The organism is Bacillus sp. B15-48, assembly GCF_016879755.1.
GTDB lineage: Bacteria > Bacillota > Bacilli > Bacillales > Cytobacillaceae > Mesobacillus_B.
On sequence record NZ_WOFU01000006.1, the window covers coordinates 207,427 to 223,980 of the forward strand.

At 37.2% G+C, this 16,554-nt stretch carries 15 protein-coding genes; 11 read left to right on the top strand and 4 right to left on the bottom strand.

The genetic code is table 11. The features are described from left to right. Window positions 1–10 precede the first annotated feature (10 nt). The gene (locus GNT69_RS25915) at window positions 11–439 is read left to right on the top strand and encodes an AMP-binding protein (RefSeq protein ID WP_203556505.1); all 429 of its coding nucleotides are present in this window, start codon (window positions 11–13) and stop codon (window positions 437–439) included. Next, entirely contained in the window at window positions 427–1,545 is a 1,119-nt protein-coding gene (locus GNT69_RS25920) for a class I adenylate-forming enzyme family protein (protein ID WP_275411258.1), read from the top strand. The genes GNT69_RS25915 and GNT69_RS25920 overlap by 13 nt, the downstream gene beginning before the upstream one ends. Before the next feature lie 16 nt (window positions 1,546–1,561). Here GNT69_RS25920 and GNT69_RS26270 read toward each other — a convergent pair whose 3' ends face one another. Further along, window positions 1,562–1,681, bottom strand: coding sequence for an IS3 family transposase (locus GNT69_RS26270; RefSeq protein WP_481747692.1), 120 nt, complete (start codon window positions 1,679–1,681; stop codon window positions 1,562–1,564). A 274-nt stretch (window positions 1,682–1,955) separates the two neighbouring features. Between GNT69_RS26270 and GNT69_RS18740 the strand changes: the two genes are divergently transcribed. Beyond that, window positions 1,956–2,216: a metal-sensitive transcriptional regulator gene (locus GNT69_RS18740; RefSeq protein ID WP_203556508.1), complete on the top strand. Its 261-nt coding sequence runs from the start codon at window positions 1,956–1,958 to the stop codon at window positions 2,214–2,216. A gap of 731 nt (window positions 2,217–2,947) precedes the next feature. After that, window positions 2,948–4,048 (top strand): AI-2E family transporter, encoded by a 1,101-nt coding sequence (locus tag GNT69_RS18745; protein WP_203556509.1) that lies wholly within the window; start codon window positions 2,948–2,950, stop codon window positions 4,046–4,048. Between the two features lie 44 nt (window positions 4,049–4,092). Here GNT69_RS18745 and cls read toward each other — a convergent pair whose 3' ends face one another. Continuing rightward, on the bottom strand, window positions 4,093–5,541 hold the full coding sequence (cls, locus tag GNT69_RS18750; protein ID WP_203556605.1) for a cardiolipin synthase: 1,449 nt from the start codon (window positions 5,539–5,541) through the stop codon (window positions 4,093–4,095). A 388-nt stretch (window positions 5,542–5,929) separates the two neighbouring features. Here cls and GNT69_RS18755 point away from each other — a divergent pair, with 388 nt between their 5' ends. The 3 genes from GNT69_RS18755 (at window position 5,930) to aroD (ending at window position 8,571) form a co-directional block, all read left to right on the top strand. After that, window positions 5,930–6,892 carry a siderophore ABC transporter substrate-binding protein gene (locus GNT69_RS18755; RefSeq protein ID WP_203556510.1) on the top strand — a complete coding sequence of 321 codons (963 nt, stop codon included), beginning with the start codon at window positions 5,930–5,932 and terminating at the stop codon, window positions 6,890–6,892. A 187-nt stretch (window positions 6,893–7,079) separates the two neighbouring features. After that, window positions 7,080–7,628, top strand: coding sequence for a shikimate kinase (locus GNT69_RS18760; RefSeq protein ID WP_203556511.1), 549 nt, complete (start codon window positions 7,080–7,082; stop codon window positions 7,626–7,628). A 178-nt stretch (window positions 7,629–7,806) separates the two neighbouring features. Next, window positions 7,807–8,571, top strand: coding sequence for a type I 3-dehydroquinate dehydratase (gene aroD / locus GNT69_RS18765; RefSeq protein ID WP_203556512.1), 765 nt, complete (start codon window positions 7,807–7,809; stop codon window positions 8,569–8,571). Window positions 8,572–8,613: 42 nt separating this feature from the next. Here the strand turns inward: aroD and yfkAB are convergent, their stop codons facing one another. Next, window positions 8,614–9,741, bottom strand: a complete 1,128-nt coding sequence (gene yfkAB / locus GNT69_RS18770; RefSeq protein ID WP_203556513.1) for a radical SAM/CxCxxxxC motif protein YfkAB — start codon at window positions 9,739–9,741, stop codon at window positions 8,614–8,616. 249 nt (window positions 9,742–9,990) lie between these two features. Between yfkAB and GNT69_RS18775 the strand changes: the two genes are divergently transcribed. After that, window positions 9,991–10,563: a M15 family metallopeptidase gene (locus tag GNT69_RS18775; protein WP_203556514.1), complete on the top strand. Its 573-nt coding sequence runs from the start codon at window positions 9,991–9,993 to the stop codon at window positions 10,561–10,563. Window positions 10,564–10,607: 44 nt separating this feature from the next. Here GNT69_RS18775 and GNT69_RS18780 read toward each other — a convergent pair whose 3' ends face one another. Next, window positions 10,608–11,837: an NAD(P)/FAD-dependent oxidoreductase gene (locus GNT69_RS18780; protein ID WP_203556515.1), complete on the bottom strand. Its 1,230-nt coding sequence runs from the start codon at window positions 11,835–11,837 to the stop codon at window positions 10,608–10,610. A 375-nt stretch (window positions 11,838–12,212) separates the two neighbouring features. Between GNT69_RS18780 and GNT69_RS18785 the strand changes: the two genes are divergently transcribed. From GNT69_RS18785 to GNT69_RS18795, 3 genes are all read left to right on the top strand, one after another. Continuing rightward, complete coding sequence (locus GNT69_RS18785) at window positions 12,213–13,022, top strand: cyanophycinase (protein WP_203556516.1); 810 nt, start codon at window positions 12,213–12,215, stop codon at window positions 13,020–13,022. A 2-nt stretch (window positions 13,023–13,024) separates the two neighbouring features. Further along, window positions 13,025–15,643, top strand: a complete 2,619-nt coding sequence (gene cphA / locus GNT69_RS18790) for a cyanophycin synthetase (protein WP_203556517.1) — start codon at window positions 13,025–13,027, stop codon at window positions 15,641–15,643. A 153-nt stretch (window positions 15,644–15,796) separates the two neighbouring features. Next, window positions 15,797–16,522: a protein-glutamine gamma-glutamyltransferase gene (locus tag GNT69_RS18795; protein ID WP_203556518.1), complete on the top strand. Its 726-nt coding sequence runs from the start codon at window positions 15,797–15,799 to the stop codon at window positions 16,520–16,522. The last annotated feature ends 32 nt before the right edge of the window (window positions 16,523–16,554 follow it).

The following is a 16,554-nucleotide window of genomic DNA, read 5'->3' on the forward strand; positions in this document are numbered from 1 at the left end:
GGCGATGTAGGTGTATAAAGAACAGTCATTTCAGAATCTAATCGATTACTGGGGAGAACGGACACCTCATAATGAGGCCATTTATGATGGCCAGCGCAGAATCAGCTATGGAGAATTGCAGGGAGAGATTCAAAGACTTGCATCTTCTTTATCGTCAAATGATATTAAAAAAGGGGATAAAGTAATGGTGTTTATCCCCAATTGGTATGAGTATATCGTTCTTTTCCATGCTTTAGTTAAAATTGGGGCGTTGATTGTACCCTGTAACTGTTCTCTAAAAGGCAAAGAATTAAAGGGTCGCTTGGACATGATCAACCCTAAGGCCGTTTTTGTATCAAAGCCATCCCAATTGATTTGGATGCGAGAAAACTGTAATCCCTGTTTAATCTTTACGACTCGTTTTAGGGAAGAGGCTATGACTCCTTTCTGGATTTATTAGAACGAGAGGAAACAGCTCGATTTTGTCAAACGAATCTAAATCCCGTGGAAGATATCGTCGCGATTCTTTTTACTTCAGGCTCAACCGGAGTGGCAAAAGGTGTGCAGTTAACGATGCAAAACTTGTTTAAATCAGCTGAGTTGATGGGGACTCGACTAGGTTGCACGAGCCAGGATATCGTTCTGGACCCTTTGCCATGTTGCCACGCATTCGGGATGCTGGCAGGGGTCATCATGCCATTTACCTTTGGCGGGAAGTTACTCCTAATGGAAAAGCACTCTCCTTCAAAGGCATTGTCTTTAATTGAATCAGAGGGGGCAACGGTTCATCTAGGTGTTCCAACCATGTATTTTCGGGAACTCGAGGAACTGAAACAGAATTCGAGAAATATTAGCACATTAAGGGCCGGGATTGTCGCAGGTGCCCATTGCCCTGTATCCATTATTGAAGAGTTCGACACGAAATATAATTGCAAAATCTTAAACTCTTACGGCTCAACCGAAGCGATGATGGTTTGCATGTCGAGTATCGATGCTGATTCGGTTAAACGCTATCATACTTCAGGAGATGCCCTAGAAGGAGTAGAGATTAGTGTCTTAGGGGAAAATGGAGAATTTGTTGGTCCGAATGTCACTGGAGAATTGTTAGTCAAGGGTGAGGGATTGATGAAAGGATACTATAAACTCCCGAATGAGACGAAACGAGTAATCGATGACAACGGCTGGTTTTATACAGGGGATATTATTACAGTTGATTCCTCAGGGCATATAAAAATTGTCGGTAGGAAGAAAAATATGATTATTCGCGGAGGAAATAATATCTATCCCGCACAGGTTGAAGAGATCTATTACAGTCATCCATCCGTGTTAGAAGTGTGTATTCTAGGAGTGCCTGATTCAGAGTTAGGTGAACAAACTTATGCATTTATATCATTGAAAAAAAATAGTATGGAAACGGAAGAGTCATTAAAGAAGTATGCGGAAGGGAAAATCGCGAAATACAAAATACCGGATAAAATCGTTCTGCTGGCGTCATTACCAAAATTAGATAATGGAAAAATTGACAATCAAACCTTATTAAAACTTTCTGAGCCTATAACTGTTTAATAAAGGCTCTTATTTTTTATTTATACATATAAATTTCAGCTAATTGGCTGGTATGGATGCGGTATTGAACCGGTTTCATACCTGCCATTTTTCGCTTTATATACATATTGTTGTAATAATTGACATATTCTTGAATTTTTTAATTTCAACTTGATACGACGATAATCATAAATCACTTCATTTTCATAAAAGTGTTTTGAATTCTTTCATCAGGATTGGGTTATTTTCCCTTTAATTATTAGGTATAATAGTTTAGACAACTCGATTTTTTTGTTACAATACTAAAGATAAAAACTAAACATTTGACTTTATACCATATAGGGTATAACATGAAATCAAAATGATTTTTATATCTTTTCTTCTTGATTAGTGTATTATGAATAAAAAACTTCGTAAGAAAGGAATTAGCTATGGAATACAATGATCAGATTAAAAATCGCGTAAAGCGGATGGAAGGTCAGCTTCGAGGTATTTTGAAAATGATGGAGGAAAATAAAGACTGTAAAGAAGTGATTACCCAAATGTCGGCTGTTCGGTCAGCGATGGACCGTACAATTGGTGTGGTTGTCAGTTCAAACTTAGTCGATTGTGTATTAGAAGCAGAAAAAAAAGGTGAAAAAACTGACGAACTTATTAAGGAGGCTGTCAATTTACTCGTGAAAAGCAGATAATTCGCGAGGGTGACATTCTCTTTTTATTAATTAAGTACCCATAAGGGTTATTGAAAAAACCTATAGATATTCTAACGGGTTCCGTTTCCTATCGAAAAACGTCATTTTGCACAGGAAAATGTAATCCTATTTACACGATAAAATGTAGGGCAATTTGTAAGGCTAGAGAGATAAAAAACATTAGAAATAGCAAGGATTTATAGCTTGCTATTTTGATTTTCATTGCTAATTCTCCGATTGGGAATTTTAGTCATTAAGTTGTTTACAAACCCAATTTCGCCTTCGCCGTATCGATGTTTGTGTAGGTTTGAGAATGAATAAGCGGAGAATTTCCTGCTATTGTAGTTAGGAGAAGCTTAAGAGCCGATATAAGCGGAGAATTTCCGCTTAACTGCTCTAAATAAGACAAAATCCAAAGATTTTGATCCAATAAACGGAAAAACTCCGCTTATTTTTAAGGAAATATCGGTATTTCCCAGTTTAGCCGGAATTTTTCCGTTTATTTTTCAGGACGCAGTGAAATCAACATTCAGTTATTGTAGTGCAATTGTTATATTAAAATGTGGAGGACAATAGCCAGTGTACCACAGCGAAATTACACTACATTTTTAATTACAAATTGATATTCAGAAAATTTAAGCTTAGGCTGTGATCAGCACTTTTCTTTTTTTAAAGCATTGTTTCTAGAAAATTGTTATAATTATTCTTATCGAAAAAGAAAAGGTGAGAATGTGGCAAAGAAGAATTTTCAGTATTGGACGTTGCAAATCTTAATTATCCTTACGATTATTTATGTTTCTTCGAAAATATCCTTTTTATTTGAACCATTGGGAATTTTTGCTTCAACGATGTTTTTTCCAATCATTATTTCAGGCTTTCTCTATTTCTTATTAAATCCAATTGTGAATTTAATTGTGAAATGGAAAGTACCTAGAGTCCTTGCGATATTGTTGTTATACATAGGGGTTATCGGCTTGCTTGTTCTAGGAATAGGAAATCTTGTTCCTGCTATTTCAAGGCAAGTATTGCAGTTAATCAATGATATTCCTGAATATGCAAGAGATACGCAAATTTTCTTCAACAATGTTGTAAATACAGAACAATACCGTTGGTTTATGACGCAGGAATATATTACCCAGGAAGAAATTATTCAGCGTATAACTGAATTTGCTAACACATTGCCAGATCGACTCACAAACGGAATTGCTAGTGTGGTAGGTTTATTAGCGAATATTACAATTACCATTGTAACCGTTCCCTTTTTGCTATTTTTCATGTTTAAAGATGGTCATAAACTAAAGTCCGCAATTGCGAAATTTATCCCAGCATCTTACCGAAACCAAGCAATTGAAACACTTGAAGGAACAGCAAAGACTCTATCTGCGTATATTCATGGCCAGTTCACTGTCGCATTATTTGTAGGAACATTATCATTTATCGGCTTTTTAATCATTGATGTAAGGTATGCATTAATTCTGGCTCTCATTTGTGCAGTGACAAATATTATCCCATATGTGGGACCATTTATCGGTGGAACTCCTGCAGTAATTGTCGCACTGTTTGACTCGCCAACAAAAGCATTATTAGCTGTAGTTGTAATGGTGATTGCTCAGCAATTAGAGAGCAATCTTATTTCGCCGCTTATCCTAGGGAAAACACTTGATACTCACCCAGCCACAATTATCATTTTATTATTAGTTGCCGGAAATATTGCAGGGATTATCGGAATGATTCTTGCTGTTCCAACCTATGCGGTTGTCAAAACAATTGTTTTGAATATGGTTCACTTTTTGAAATTGAGGAGACAGGCTACAATAAAACCAGAGATATAAAACAAGAGGCTAAGCGCTGAGCTTAGTCTCTTGTTTTTTGATCTTTAAAGAATGGGCGAAAGTAGTCTAGAAACAGATTCTTTTAATTGAATCCATCTCGATCGATTTTGATATTCTTCTAAAGTTAGTAATTTGGATTGGGAAACGTCTTGTGCAAAAGCCTGTCTCAACTGTTTAGAAATTTCTTTATCGTATATAAAGGCATTGATTTCAAAATTCAAGTTCAAACTTCTTATGTCAATATTGGCTGTCCCAACAGAAGATATTTCGTCATCAATTACGATTGTTTTGGCATGTAGGAAACCATTATCATAAATATATACCTTTGCTCCGGCTTTTAATAATTCACCAACATTCGATAATGTGGCCCAATAAACAAACATATGGTCGGGCTTGTTAGGTATCATAATATTGACTTCGACACCTGATAGACAGGCGATTCGAATGGTATCAAGTAGACTGGCATCAGGAATAAAGTAAGGTGTCTGTATAAGTATGGATTTTTTGGCAAGGGAAATCATTTTTATATATCCATTTTTTATTTGGGACCATTCGGAATCTGGACCGCTGGTAACGATTTGTAGACCAACTGTTCCACTATACACTGGTTTGGGGAAAAGAATTGGATTATAATCGATATCATTGCTGTATGACGCTTGGTTCCAATCGAGTATAAAACGGGTTTGGATGGCATGAACGGAAGTCCCTTGAATCCTTAGATGGGTGTCACGCCAATACCCAAATCGAGGGTCCTCGCCTAGGTACTCATCTCCAATATTAAATCCACCTATATATCCAATTTGTCCGTCAATAATCACAATTTTCCGATGGTTTCTATAGTTAAGTCGAAAATTAATTAAACGAAATTTAGAAGGAAAGAAGATTTCCACTTCCCCGCCAGCCTTTCGTAATTCAGCAAAAAAACGTCTTGATAAGACTCTTGAGCCTAATTCATCATAAAGGACTCTCACCTTTACGCCATCTTTTGCTTTTTGAATTAGTGCGTCTCTAATTTTTTTTCCGAGTTTATCTTTTTTTATGATGTAATATTGCAGATGTATATGGTGTGTTGCTGCCTGTATATCTAGGAGGAGACGGTTAAACTTATCGTTTCCATCTGTAATGACCTCAACATCGTTATCGCGAGTAAGTGGTGCATCATTACCTAATAAATGTAAATAAATAAGTTCTTGAGCGGTGAATTCTGGTTTTTTGCGATATTCAAACATACCTGAGCGCATCTCTTCAAGCTGCAAGCTAATTTCATTTTCAATTCCGATTTTTTTCTTGTCTTCCCATGTGAACAGACGAGCCCTAGTAAGGTTTTGCCCTAAAAATAAATATAAAACGAAACCAAGTACGGGGATAAATGATAAAACAAGAAGCCAAGCCCAAGCGGAGCTAGCATCACGTCGTTCGACAAAAACGACGATAATTGCAAAAATGATATTTAAAACTAGAATAAATCCGAGAAGAATCGTCGTAATATCCATAGTACCCCTTTCTGTCATTCCAAGATTTTACCTCTTATTATAACTGACAATGAAGCTTTCCATCATGACTAATTATCTCATATTTATACCTTTTATTTCGATTCATTTCCTTTCTAGTATTTCCTTGTCCATTATATATTCATAAATATAAGATACGATATGTACAAAGTGTACGCAAAAGAACTTGGATGAATTATATATATAAACCAAAAAAAAGATATATTAACGGCAGGTATTTGTAATTAAATATATCTATTTGAATAAAAAATTTTAATGAACAATTGAAAACTAAAAAATATCATTAATTTTCACAAAATCTCCATTGACAAATGACATTGAAAATCATTATCATTTAGGTAGTTAGAAAAAAACTTATGAGGTGGAAACGATGAAGAAAAAATGGCAATCATTTATCCTAATTTTAATAATGGCTTTATTTGCTGCTGGTTGTGGTACAGATTCAAACGGAAACAATGCTAGGGAATCAGACGACAATGGCGAGCAAAAAGAGACTTTGACGATTACGCATGAACTCGGTGAAACAACAGTAGAAAAAAACCCTGAAACGGTCATTGTATTTGATTACGGTGTACTTGATTCTTTAGATTTGCTTGGTATTGAAGTGACAGGTGTACCTAAACAGACATTGCCTGCATATCTTTCAAAATACAATGATGAAAAATATGAACATGTTGGCGGCTTAAAAGAACCTGATTTTGAAAAAATTCACAGTTTATCACCAGACTTAATCATTATCTCAACAAGACAGCTAGAAGCGTATGATGAACTAAGTGAAATTGCTCCGACTCTATTTATCCAGCTTGATACGAACAATTACCTGGAATCATATAAACAAAATACAAGACTACTTGGAGAGATTTTTGAAAAGGAAGCAGAAGTAGAGGTCGAACTTGTTAAAGTTGAAGAAGCAATTAAGGAATTAAACGAAAAAGCATCGGCCAATGACGAAACTGGTTTGATTATTTTAGCGAATGAAGGAAATATTAGTGCATATGGTCCGGGGTCAAGGTTTGGATTGCTCCATGATGAATTTGGTGTAAAACCAGCAGATGAGAACATTGAAGTATCAACACATGGTCAAAATGTTTCATTCGAATATTTAAGAGAGAAAGATCCGGACTATTTATTTATTGTAGACCGTGGAGCCGTTGTTGAAGGCGGACAGTCTTCTGCTCAATCAATCGTAGAAAACAACAAACTTATTGAAAATATTAAAGCAGTTAAGAATGATAATGTAGTCTATTTAAATGCAGATTATTGGTACCTAGCAGGTGGGGGGCTCATTTCTGTAGCTGAAATGGTCAAGGAAATAGAAGCTGGAATTCAATAATGAAAGGAAAAAGGGCTGTGATAACAATTGCTGTTAGTCACGGCCTTTTTTTGTGTAATTGTTGTACAATAAATTTATAATATTCATTGTAATCCGGATGTAGAAACTATACCATCTATATTATACAAGTTGACATGATAGATGGTCGTTGTGCTAAGTAATTATGAAAAAGTTGGGGGTCGGAACTATGGCAATTCGGGATGTGCCATTAAAAGAGAAAAGTATTGTATTTATTGGCTTCATGGGCGTTGGCAAAACATCGATTGGTAAGTTTGTTGCCAAAAAACTTTATCGAGATTTTGTTGATATCGATGAGGAGATTGAAAAGGAGTTTAACATGCCAGTAACGCAAATCTTTGCTGAGTATGGTGAAAAAACATTCAGGGAGAAGGAAAAGCAATTAATAACTGATTATTGTAATCAGAAGTTACAGATTATTTCAGTTGGCGGTGGAGCTTTCCTTCAGGAAGAAATTAAAAAGATTTGTCTTTCGACCTGTATTGTTTTCTACCTAGACTTATCTTGGGATTCGTGGAAAGAACGGATAAGCCTGATTATCGACAGCCGCCCAGTGCTGCAAGGCAGATCGCTTAAAGACATTGAAGAACTATTTTATAGCAGGCAAGAAATCTATTCCGATCATCACTCAAAGGTAACAACGGATAATCAAGATATTGAAGAAATTGCTGACTATATTGTTGAGTCTTTAAAGCTTGCATGGGAACTTTATGATTAATAATTAATGTGGAGTCCGTGAAGGTCGAACTATTTTAACTATGTTAGAAAGATCGGAGCTTTTGATGACTCTACTAATAATCTTCTGGAAGAACTGAAAATTCGAGCTCTCGTAAATGCTGACTCACTTCTCAGTGTTTGAGATTAACATTTGAGATGCGTATGAAGGGGGGAAATAAATGAAACGAATCATAAAAGTAAGAGGGGTTACAATTGGTGAAGGGGCACCTAAAATATGTGTGCCGATGGTAGGGACCACATTAATGCAATTAAAAGAAGAAGCTTTTGCCTTGAAATCAGTTGATTTAGATGTCATTGAATGGCGCGTTGACTTTTTCGAAGAGGTAGAAATACTCGAAAAGGTTCAGGATGCGCTCACGGAGATTCGTAAGATTTTACCTGATACTCCACTTATTTTCACTTTCCGCAGTGCAAAAGAAGGCGGAGAAAAAGAGGTTAGTCCTAATTATTACCGAGATTTAAATAAGACAATCGTCGAAACTGGATTGATAGATATTGTTGATGTCGAGCTTTTTAGTCAGGAGAGCGATTTAAAGACACTCATTGAAGCCGCCCATTCCAACCAGGTCTATGTTATTCTATCGAATCATGATTTCGAAAAGACACCGGCTAAAGAGGAAATTGTATCGCGATTACGAAGGGCACAAGAATTGGGTGGCGACCTTCCGAAAATAGCTGTCATGCCAAAGGACGCTCATGACGTATTGACCTTACTTGAAGCTACCGTTGTCATGTCAGAGCAATTTGCTGAAACTCCAATTATAACGATGTCCATGGCTGGGAAAGGGATGGTTAGCCGTCTTTCAGGTGAGGTATTTGGTTCAGCTTTGACCTTTGGAGCAGCCAGGAAGGCTTCTGCTCCTGGACAAGTGGATGTAGTGGAGCTAAGAAAGATATTATCGATGTTGCATAAAAACTTATAAAAAAATGCGGAGGCGTTCGAATGAGAACATCTCCGCTTTTTGTCAATTAAATGTAATTTTTGCACGGCCATCTTGAAAATTTATATTAGGATAATAATTATCTTTTACGAGAATATTAGGTCCAAGGCATTTTACTGAAGGGCAATGGCAGTTAAGAGAAACGGCAAATTTTGATTTCAGCCAATCGTGATAGACATCATCTAGGCTATCATTCTTAATATTTCCAAGGATAGGAATATCACCGAAATCCGTTACAATGATATCTCCGCTAAAAATATTTACATTCAATCTTGAACGGCCATCTGGATCATTCCTAATCGTAATATTTTCTTCGGAGGATAATCGTTGCAATAACTGAAGATCCTCATGTGATTGGTTGCATGCATAAAAGGGTAGCGTCCCGAACAGCATCCAAATAGAAGAGTTGCGAAAATCTAATATTTGATGGATAGCTGTTCTTAATTCATCAAGTGTCAATGTGATTAGTGATGAAGCATAGTCAACTGGATACATTGGATGAATTTCATGCCGTTTGCAAGCCATTTCTTCAGTAATCTGTTGATGGATTTTTTTAAGATAAGGCAAGGTCCGTTTATTAAGCATCGTTTCCGCTGAGACCAGTACATTCGTTTTAGAAAGTGCTTTACTGTTATCAATCATTTTCTTAAACAATGCTTCGCGTTGTTTAAGAGAAGGTTTGCGTTCCATCATTGCGAAACCAGCTTCAATAAAGTCCTTTTCTGTCCCCCAGTTGTGAGAAATATGTAAAACGTCAAGATAGGGAAGGATTCTTTCGTAACGGTTTAAATCCATCGTTAAGTTCGAATTTAATTGAGTATAGATTCCCCTTTCATGAGCATACTTTAAGATTGGATAGACATAATTTTCAACAGATTTAGTTGATAGCATCGGTTCCCCACCAGTAATACTAATTGAACGAAGATCAGGAATTTCCTCTAACCTTTTTAGAAGTAGTTCAAGTGGGAGTCCTGCCGGGTCTTTCGGGCTTAGTGTATATCCTACGGCACAATGTTCGCAACGCATATTACATAAAGTTGTTGTTGTAAATTCGATATTTGATAAAACGTTTTTTCCGTGTTCATCGATATCCATATATGCTTCCCAAGGGTCATAATTCGGGCTAAGTTTTTTTTTCGTTTTTATCGCCATTGTAACACTCCTTTAAATATCCCCAATGATTATTATTCAATCAATTTGTAAGCAAGTCAATTGGTGTTTAAAATCGCTCCCCACAAAGAGGGGGGGCATCTTAGAAAGTATATACAAACTTATGATTCTATGAAACTATTTTTCGTTTTTATCGTTTATAATAAAGCGAAACATCATTAGGAAGAGGGATTCATTTCCCACTGATGGTTATTTTGCAATAAAAATTTTCTCGTGGAGAGTGTCCTATTCGTGAAAAAGAAAAGGTCTCACAGCGGTGTGATCACATTTGTGCTTTTATTCATTGCTTTTATTATCTATATTCAGTTTTTAGAGAAAACAGCCCATTATGAAAATAGTGAGTTGCCAGAAGGTTTGCATCCAATCGTTGCACAAAAAGCGGAACAATTGGTTCATAATGGAAGGAAACGAGGAATCGAGATAATCATAACGGATGATTTTCGCAGTTTTGATGAGCAGAATCGTCTTTATGAAACAGGAAGGACGAAGGAAGGGAGCATTGTCACACAGGCCAAGGGAGGAGAATCGTATCATAATTTCGGATTAGCGATTGACTTTGCGATTAAAAAGAGCAATGGAGAAGTAATTTGGGATATGACATACGACGGCAATGGGAATGGCCAATCGGATTGGATGGAAGTTGTCGAGATTGCCAAAAGTTTGGGGTTTGAATGGGGAGGGGATTGGAAGCATTTTAAAGACTACCCCCATTTACAAATGAATTTTGGGCTTTCGATTAGAGACTTAAACAGAGGGAAACGCCCACCTAGTGAAATCGTAAATGCTGCTTCAATGAATAATTAAAAAGAAGGCAGTAAATATGACTGCCTTCTTTTTTGAACGATCATCTATTTTTGTTTGTTAATGGATACTTGAAGATAAGGCTTTTGGATTTTGGCAAACTGTTTAACAACTAAACTTGGTCCTCCAAGAACAAACAAATATCTTGCTTCAATAACTTGTTTCATTAAAGCCGCAAATAGACCAGAAATTTTTAAACCATAGACTTTTCCTACTGCAGCTGTCGCACCAATGGAAGCGACCGTTCCCTTATGGTCGTATTGAAATTCTTTTAGACTTTCCCCCCGAATAGCTGCAACAAGATTCGGGCCGCATCGTTCCGCTTGTTGGATGGCAACTTGAGCTGTAGGAGGAAGTGATTCATGTTCGTTTTTCATGAATAGAGCAGAATCGCCAATACAAAATACATTTTCCATTCCTTCAACACGAAGGTACTTGTCAACCTTCACCCGGCTTCTTTCTATAGGAAGAGGTAAGTTTTCTAGTAGCCGGTTGCCTCTTACTCCGCCAGACCAAATTAACGTTCTAGTCGGAATGGTTGTACCATCATCAAGTGTAATACTGCTAGCTGTACATTCAGCAATTTTTGTAGCCGTCATTAGCTCGACACCATGTTTTCTTACATAGTCTGTTGTAAATTCAACAGCTTTTTGTTCGAATCCTGGGAGTACTGAATTTGATGCCTCGATATTAATAATTCTCGTTTTCTCCACAGGAATTTCATATGTTTTACATAACTGCGGAATAGCTTCCACGAGTTCTCCAATCATTTCAATTCCGGTAAAACCAGCACCGGCTACGGCAAAGGTTAGCCGCGAGCGATCTTGGTCGGTTTTGAAAGCTTCAAACTGATGCAAGATATGATGGTAAATTGCTTTCGTACTTCTAAAGCTTCTAATTTTAAAGGCGTTCTCTTCTATACCGGGAATTCCGAATGTATTGACATCGAAGCCTAGAGAAAGCAATAAATAGTCATAATTGAATGTTTCTCCATTTTCAAGCTTTACTAATTGCTCTTCAAAATCAACTGTAGACACTGTCCCTTTTTTAAAATTAATTTTATTTGTCTTTAGTAGTTCTGGTATATGAAGTGTGACTTTATCATCAGTAGCAGTCCCAGAACCTGTTTTATGAAGTTGAGTAGCGATATAGTGATATTCATGTTTATTAATAAGTGTTACCTCTGCTTCGTTTTCATGTAATAGCTTCTCAAGTTTTCTACTAGTAACCACTCCACCATAGCCGCCACCTAAAATGATAATTTTCTTTTTTTCCATTGTTACCCCTTCTTTCCCTGAGATTTCCGATTCTTTCATTGTGAATATATTCACATTTATACTTAAAAAAATAAATCGGACCAGCAACTCTATATGTGAATTGTTTCACAATTGATATGTTTTTAGAATACGCCATGTCTAATGGAAAATCAATGAAATTCCTTTGGGGATTATGACAAATTTTTGAACAATGCCGAATAAACATGAAAGCAAGTGGGAATAATATTTCTCTGCATTGTCTTTATGCCTATTTTTTGTCAGGATTTTTTATACGAATGGAAACAAGCAGTGTTTGGGTAACCTGTAATAGGGACAAAAAATGGAAAGTTGGAGGAATACGCATAATATTATGTTAAGAAAGGTGAAACAAAGAATATGAAATCAGGTGAATTGCTGATTATTGGCGGGAATGAGGAAAAATGCAAAACCGGAGATATTCTTAATACATTTGTAGATCTTTCGAGAAAAAGAAAGGGACCAATGGGTATCCTTCCTTCTGCCTCGGAAATTCCAGATGAAGTAAGTAAAGATTATATAAAAGTATTTAAAAAGCTTGGTGTGACCGACGTTGAAGTAATAAATGTGAATGATCGGGATGAAGCAGATGACCCAAAGGTCCTGGAGACAGTGACTGAATTAGGAGCACTTTTTATTACTGGCGGAGATCAAAATAGGCTTGCAGACATCATTCGAGAGACAAAATTACATACTCTCCTCATAGAATTATGGAAATCAGGCTTAGTAATCGGTGGTACAAGTGCCGGTGCCTCGATTATGGGGGAAGAAATGATTATTTATTCTGAGATGAAGAATAATGAAGAGGAACGATTGCGGATTGAAATGGGAAAAGGGTTTGGTTTCGAAAAGAAACTATTAATTGACCAACACTTCTCCCAACGCGCACGATTTGGGAGGCTTATTAGCGCGATTGCGGAGAATAGGGAATTAGTAGGAATTGGAATTGATGAGAATACCGCCATCATCGTAAAGGGTGATCAATTTGAAGTCATTGGAGAACATCAAGTATTTGTAGTTGATGGCAAGGATGGAAGCCTCGTTGAGTTTACCCGCACAGATAATGGTGGGGAAGAGTTAACGATTACTGATTTTAAATTGCATGCTTTGACGAATGGGTTTTGTTTTAATTTATCATCAAGGAAAATCATGAAAAGGAAAGAGGCATAGTAATGAAAATCAATCGTGTACGATATTTGAAAGGTCCCAATTACTTTAATTATAAGCCAACTTTGTGGATCGAATTAGATATTGAAGCATATGAATTTCAACCTACGAATAAAATTTCTGGTTTTCCTGAAACACTGATTGACTTGCTACCAGGACTAAAGAAACATACATGTTCCACGGGATATGAAGGCGGATTTGTCGAACGTTTAAAGGAAGGGACGTGGATTGGACATGTTCTTGAGCATATGGCCATTGAACTTCAAATCATGGCAGGAATTGATGTAAAGCATGGTAAAACAATTACTAGTGACCAAAAGGGAATTTATTTCGTTACTTATGAATATAAAGAACCCAAATCTGGATTTTACGCATTTGAGGCTTCTATGCAAATCGTTTCAAAAATTTTTAGTGGCGATGTTCAAATCCCAATAAGTGATTATGTAAAGAAAGTATCATCGCTTTATTTTGAAAATAAACTTGGACCTAGTACTGAAGCCATTTTTAACGCAGCAATTAAGAAAAAAATCCCAGTAGAACGAGTGGGAGAACATAGTCTTCTTCGACTTGGGACGGGGACGAAACAAAAATATGTTCAAGCGACGATTTCTAGTCAGACATCAGTCATTGCAGTGGAAAACTCATGTGATAAGCAAGTAACAAAAGACATATTGAAAAGCTGTGGATTGCCAGTTCCGAGAGGGGTGGCAGTAAAATCAATAAAGGAAATTTTTGATGCTGCTGAAAAAATTGGCTTTCCGCTGGTGATCAAACCACTTCATGGTAGACAAGGCCAAGGAGTTATTACAAATATTAAAGATAAAACAGAACTTTTTAACGTAGTAAATTGCATGGAGCAACATGTGAATGAATACATTATCGAGAAGTATTATGAGGGCCATGATTATCGTTTATTAGTTGTTGGTGGAGAACTCGTTGCGGCTAGTTTAAGACTACCTCCATTTGTCATTGGCAATGGTTACGATTCCATCCGGAGATTGATAGAGATTGAGAATGAAAATCCCCTTCGAGGGGACGGGCATGAAAAGCCGATGACAAAGATTCCGACAAATTTCACCGTTACCTGCTTTTTAGAAAAGTTTAATTTGACATTAGATTCAATTCCACATAAAGGTCAGGTAGTTGAAGTGGTTGGCAATGCAAACTTATCAACTGGTGGACAGGCAATCGATGTGACTGATGAAGTTCATCCGTCGGTAAGAGAAATAGCTGTTGCCGCAGCAAAAGCGGTTGGTCTGGACATAGCGGGAATTGATATGATTAGTCACGATATAACAAAACCATTTGACCCTTACCATTCTACGATCATTGAGGTAAATGCAGCACCTGGAATTAGAATGCATCACTACCCTAGTAAAGGGAAAAGCAGGGACGTTGGAAACGCAATTGTTGAGTATCTTTTTAAAGATCGTTGCGAATCATCAATTCCGATTATCTCGATAACAGGAACGAATGGAAAAACGACGACGACAAGGATGATTAAGCATTTTCTTGAGGTAGATAACCGAACCATTGGAATGACAAATTCAGACGGGGTCTATATCGGCAATCGTTGTATTGATGAAGGAGATTGCAGTGGTCCAATTAGTGCACGTAAAGTCCTAAGTAATCCCCAAGTTGATGCAGCGGTCCTTGAAACAGCTAGAGGGGGAGTTCTTCGTGAAGGACTTGCCTTTCGATATTGTGATGTAGGCATCGTTACGAACGTTGCGGAAGATCATTTAGGGTTAGATGGGATTGAAACCTTTGACCAACTTGTGAAGTTAAAAAGATTAATCCCTGAGGTAGTTGTAGAGGGCGGGTATTGTGTTTTAAATGCTGATGATTCAGAAGTAGCACAAATGGCAGCCTATACGAAGGGAGAAGTGATCTTTACTTCTCTTAATCCAAAAAATACAACTGTGCAATCTCATTTAAGGAATGGTGGGAAGGTGTGGATGGTCGATCAAAAGGATTGGATTATCTACTTTGAACATGGAAAACGCACTCCTTTTCTGCCTGTCGAAGATATACCAGTAAGCTTTGAAGGTACAGCAAAGCATAATGTTTCAAACTTATTGCAAGCTCTTGCTGCTGCTTATTCGCAGGGGATTAACTTAGAAGTTTTAAAAGAAAAGGCTGTTTCATTTACACCCGATTTTTACTTTTCGAAAGGAAGGTTTAATAAAGTCGATTTAGAATCAAGAAAAATCATTATCGACTACGCTCATAACTGCGCTGGACTCAATGCCGTTTTTGAAGCGGTAAAGGGGATGAAAAAAGAACGGGTAATTACAGTTCTATCTGCTCCAGGAGATCGTCTTGACAGCGATATTATTCAACTAAGTGAAATTTCTGCAAAACACACGGACATTATGGTCATTAAGGAGGATGCTGAATTAAGAGGGAGAAGACCTATGGAGGTGCCCGGAATCATTAAGAAGACGGTTCGGCGGCGTCTAGCACCTAGTCAGATTCATGTTATCCAAGCAGAGCTTGACGCCTTTACAAAAGCATGGGAACTGTCAAAGCCTGGTGACCTTTTATTGCTTTTATATGAAAACTTCACGAATGTTCAACAATTCATCGAGCATTGTAGCAAGAAATCAAGAGTTGATCATTAACCAGTTTTAAACTCAATCCTAATCGGGTTGAGTTTTTTTCTTCTTAAAGGTCTCCACTACTCATACTTATATGAAGATGGGCGATTTTGCTGTTCTTAATCCTGAATAATGGTTCCGGAGGATTCTTAGGAACTTTACGAATAAGGAGGACATATGATTAGAATCGTTACTGGAAGTATAAGTTTTCCAATTGAAAGTCTGCAAGGACTGCAAAAAAACATTTATCTTGAATTGGAAGCGAGCCATGAAATATTTGACTATGTGTCAGATTTAGAGCTCCTCTTTGAACTTAGGCTTAGGGAAAATATCGTTAAATCATCGTATGCTTTAAACGAGAGTGGAGTCACATTTACATCATTCCGGTATGCTAATTTCAACCCGAATTATTGGGTGAAGAGCAGCAGTGGATTTTTACTTCGGCCGGATGTGTTACCTTCAGACGCCATTCGTGATATTTTTCGAAATGGGAGTATGTATGGGTTTGAGTGTTCAACAGCAATTATCATTCTTTTCTATAAGGCTGTTCTCGATTCAATTAGAGAGTCGGCGTTTAATTATTTGTTTAATGGATTGCTTGTTTGGAATTGGAATGCTGACTCAGATTTAATCATCATCACCCGGAGAGGAGACCGGTTTATTATCGGTGACGTCGTATATTTTAATAATCCTGATTATCGGGAAACGATTTGGAGAGGGGAAAATGCAGTTGTACTTGGGAATGGAAAATATTATGGGCATGGATTTGGAATAAGGACAGCGCAAGGGATGATCGACACTTTAAATACATTACGGAGACCAGGAGCGACGAGATCCGCTTATTTACTAAAACAACATAGCCGCCTAAATGTAAGACATCTGTATCGGTATGCGAGAAGGTGAGGTTGATTGGTCAGCTTTTCTCTAGCCTTTTG

Coding starts and splice junctions, on each gene's coding strand:
- GNT69_RS18740 (WP_203556508.1), top strand. CDS start 1,956: ATGGAATACAATGATCAGATTAAAAATCGCGTAAAGCGGATGGAAGGT.
- cls (WP_203556605.1), bottom strand. CDS start 5,541: ATGGATATTACGACGATTCTTCTCGGATTTATTCTAGTTTTAAATATC.
- GNT69_RS18755 (WP_203556510.1), top strand. CDS start 5,930: ATGAAGAAAAAATGGCAATCATTTATCCTAATTTTAATAATGGCTTTA.
- GNT69_RS18760 (WP_203556511.1), top strand. CDS start 7,080: ATGGCAATTCGGGATGTGCCATTAAAAGAGAAAAGTATTGTATTTATT.
- aroD (WP_203556512.1), top strand. CDS start 7,807: ATGAAACGAATCATAAAAGTAAGAGGGGTTACAATTGGTGAAGGGGCA.
- yfkAB (WP_203556513.1), bottom strand. CDS start 9,741: ATGGCGATAAAAACGAAAAAAAAACTTAGCCCGAATTATGACCCTTGG.
- GNT69_RS18780 (WP_203556515.1), bottom strand. CDS start 11,837: ATGGAAAAAAAGAAAATTATCATTTTAGGTGGCGGCTATGGTGGAGTG.
- GNT69_RS18785 (WP_203556516.1), top strand. CDS start 12,213: ATGAAATCAGGTGAATTGCTGATTATTGGCGGGAATGAGGAAAAATGC.
- cphA (WP_203556517.1), top strand. CDS start 13,025: ATGAAAATCAATCGTGTACGATATTTGAAAGGTCCCAATTACTTTAAT.
- GNT69_RS18795 (WP_203556518.1), top strand. CDS start 15,797: ATGATTAGAATCGTTACTGGAAGTATAAGTTTTCCAATTGAAAGTCTG.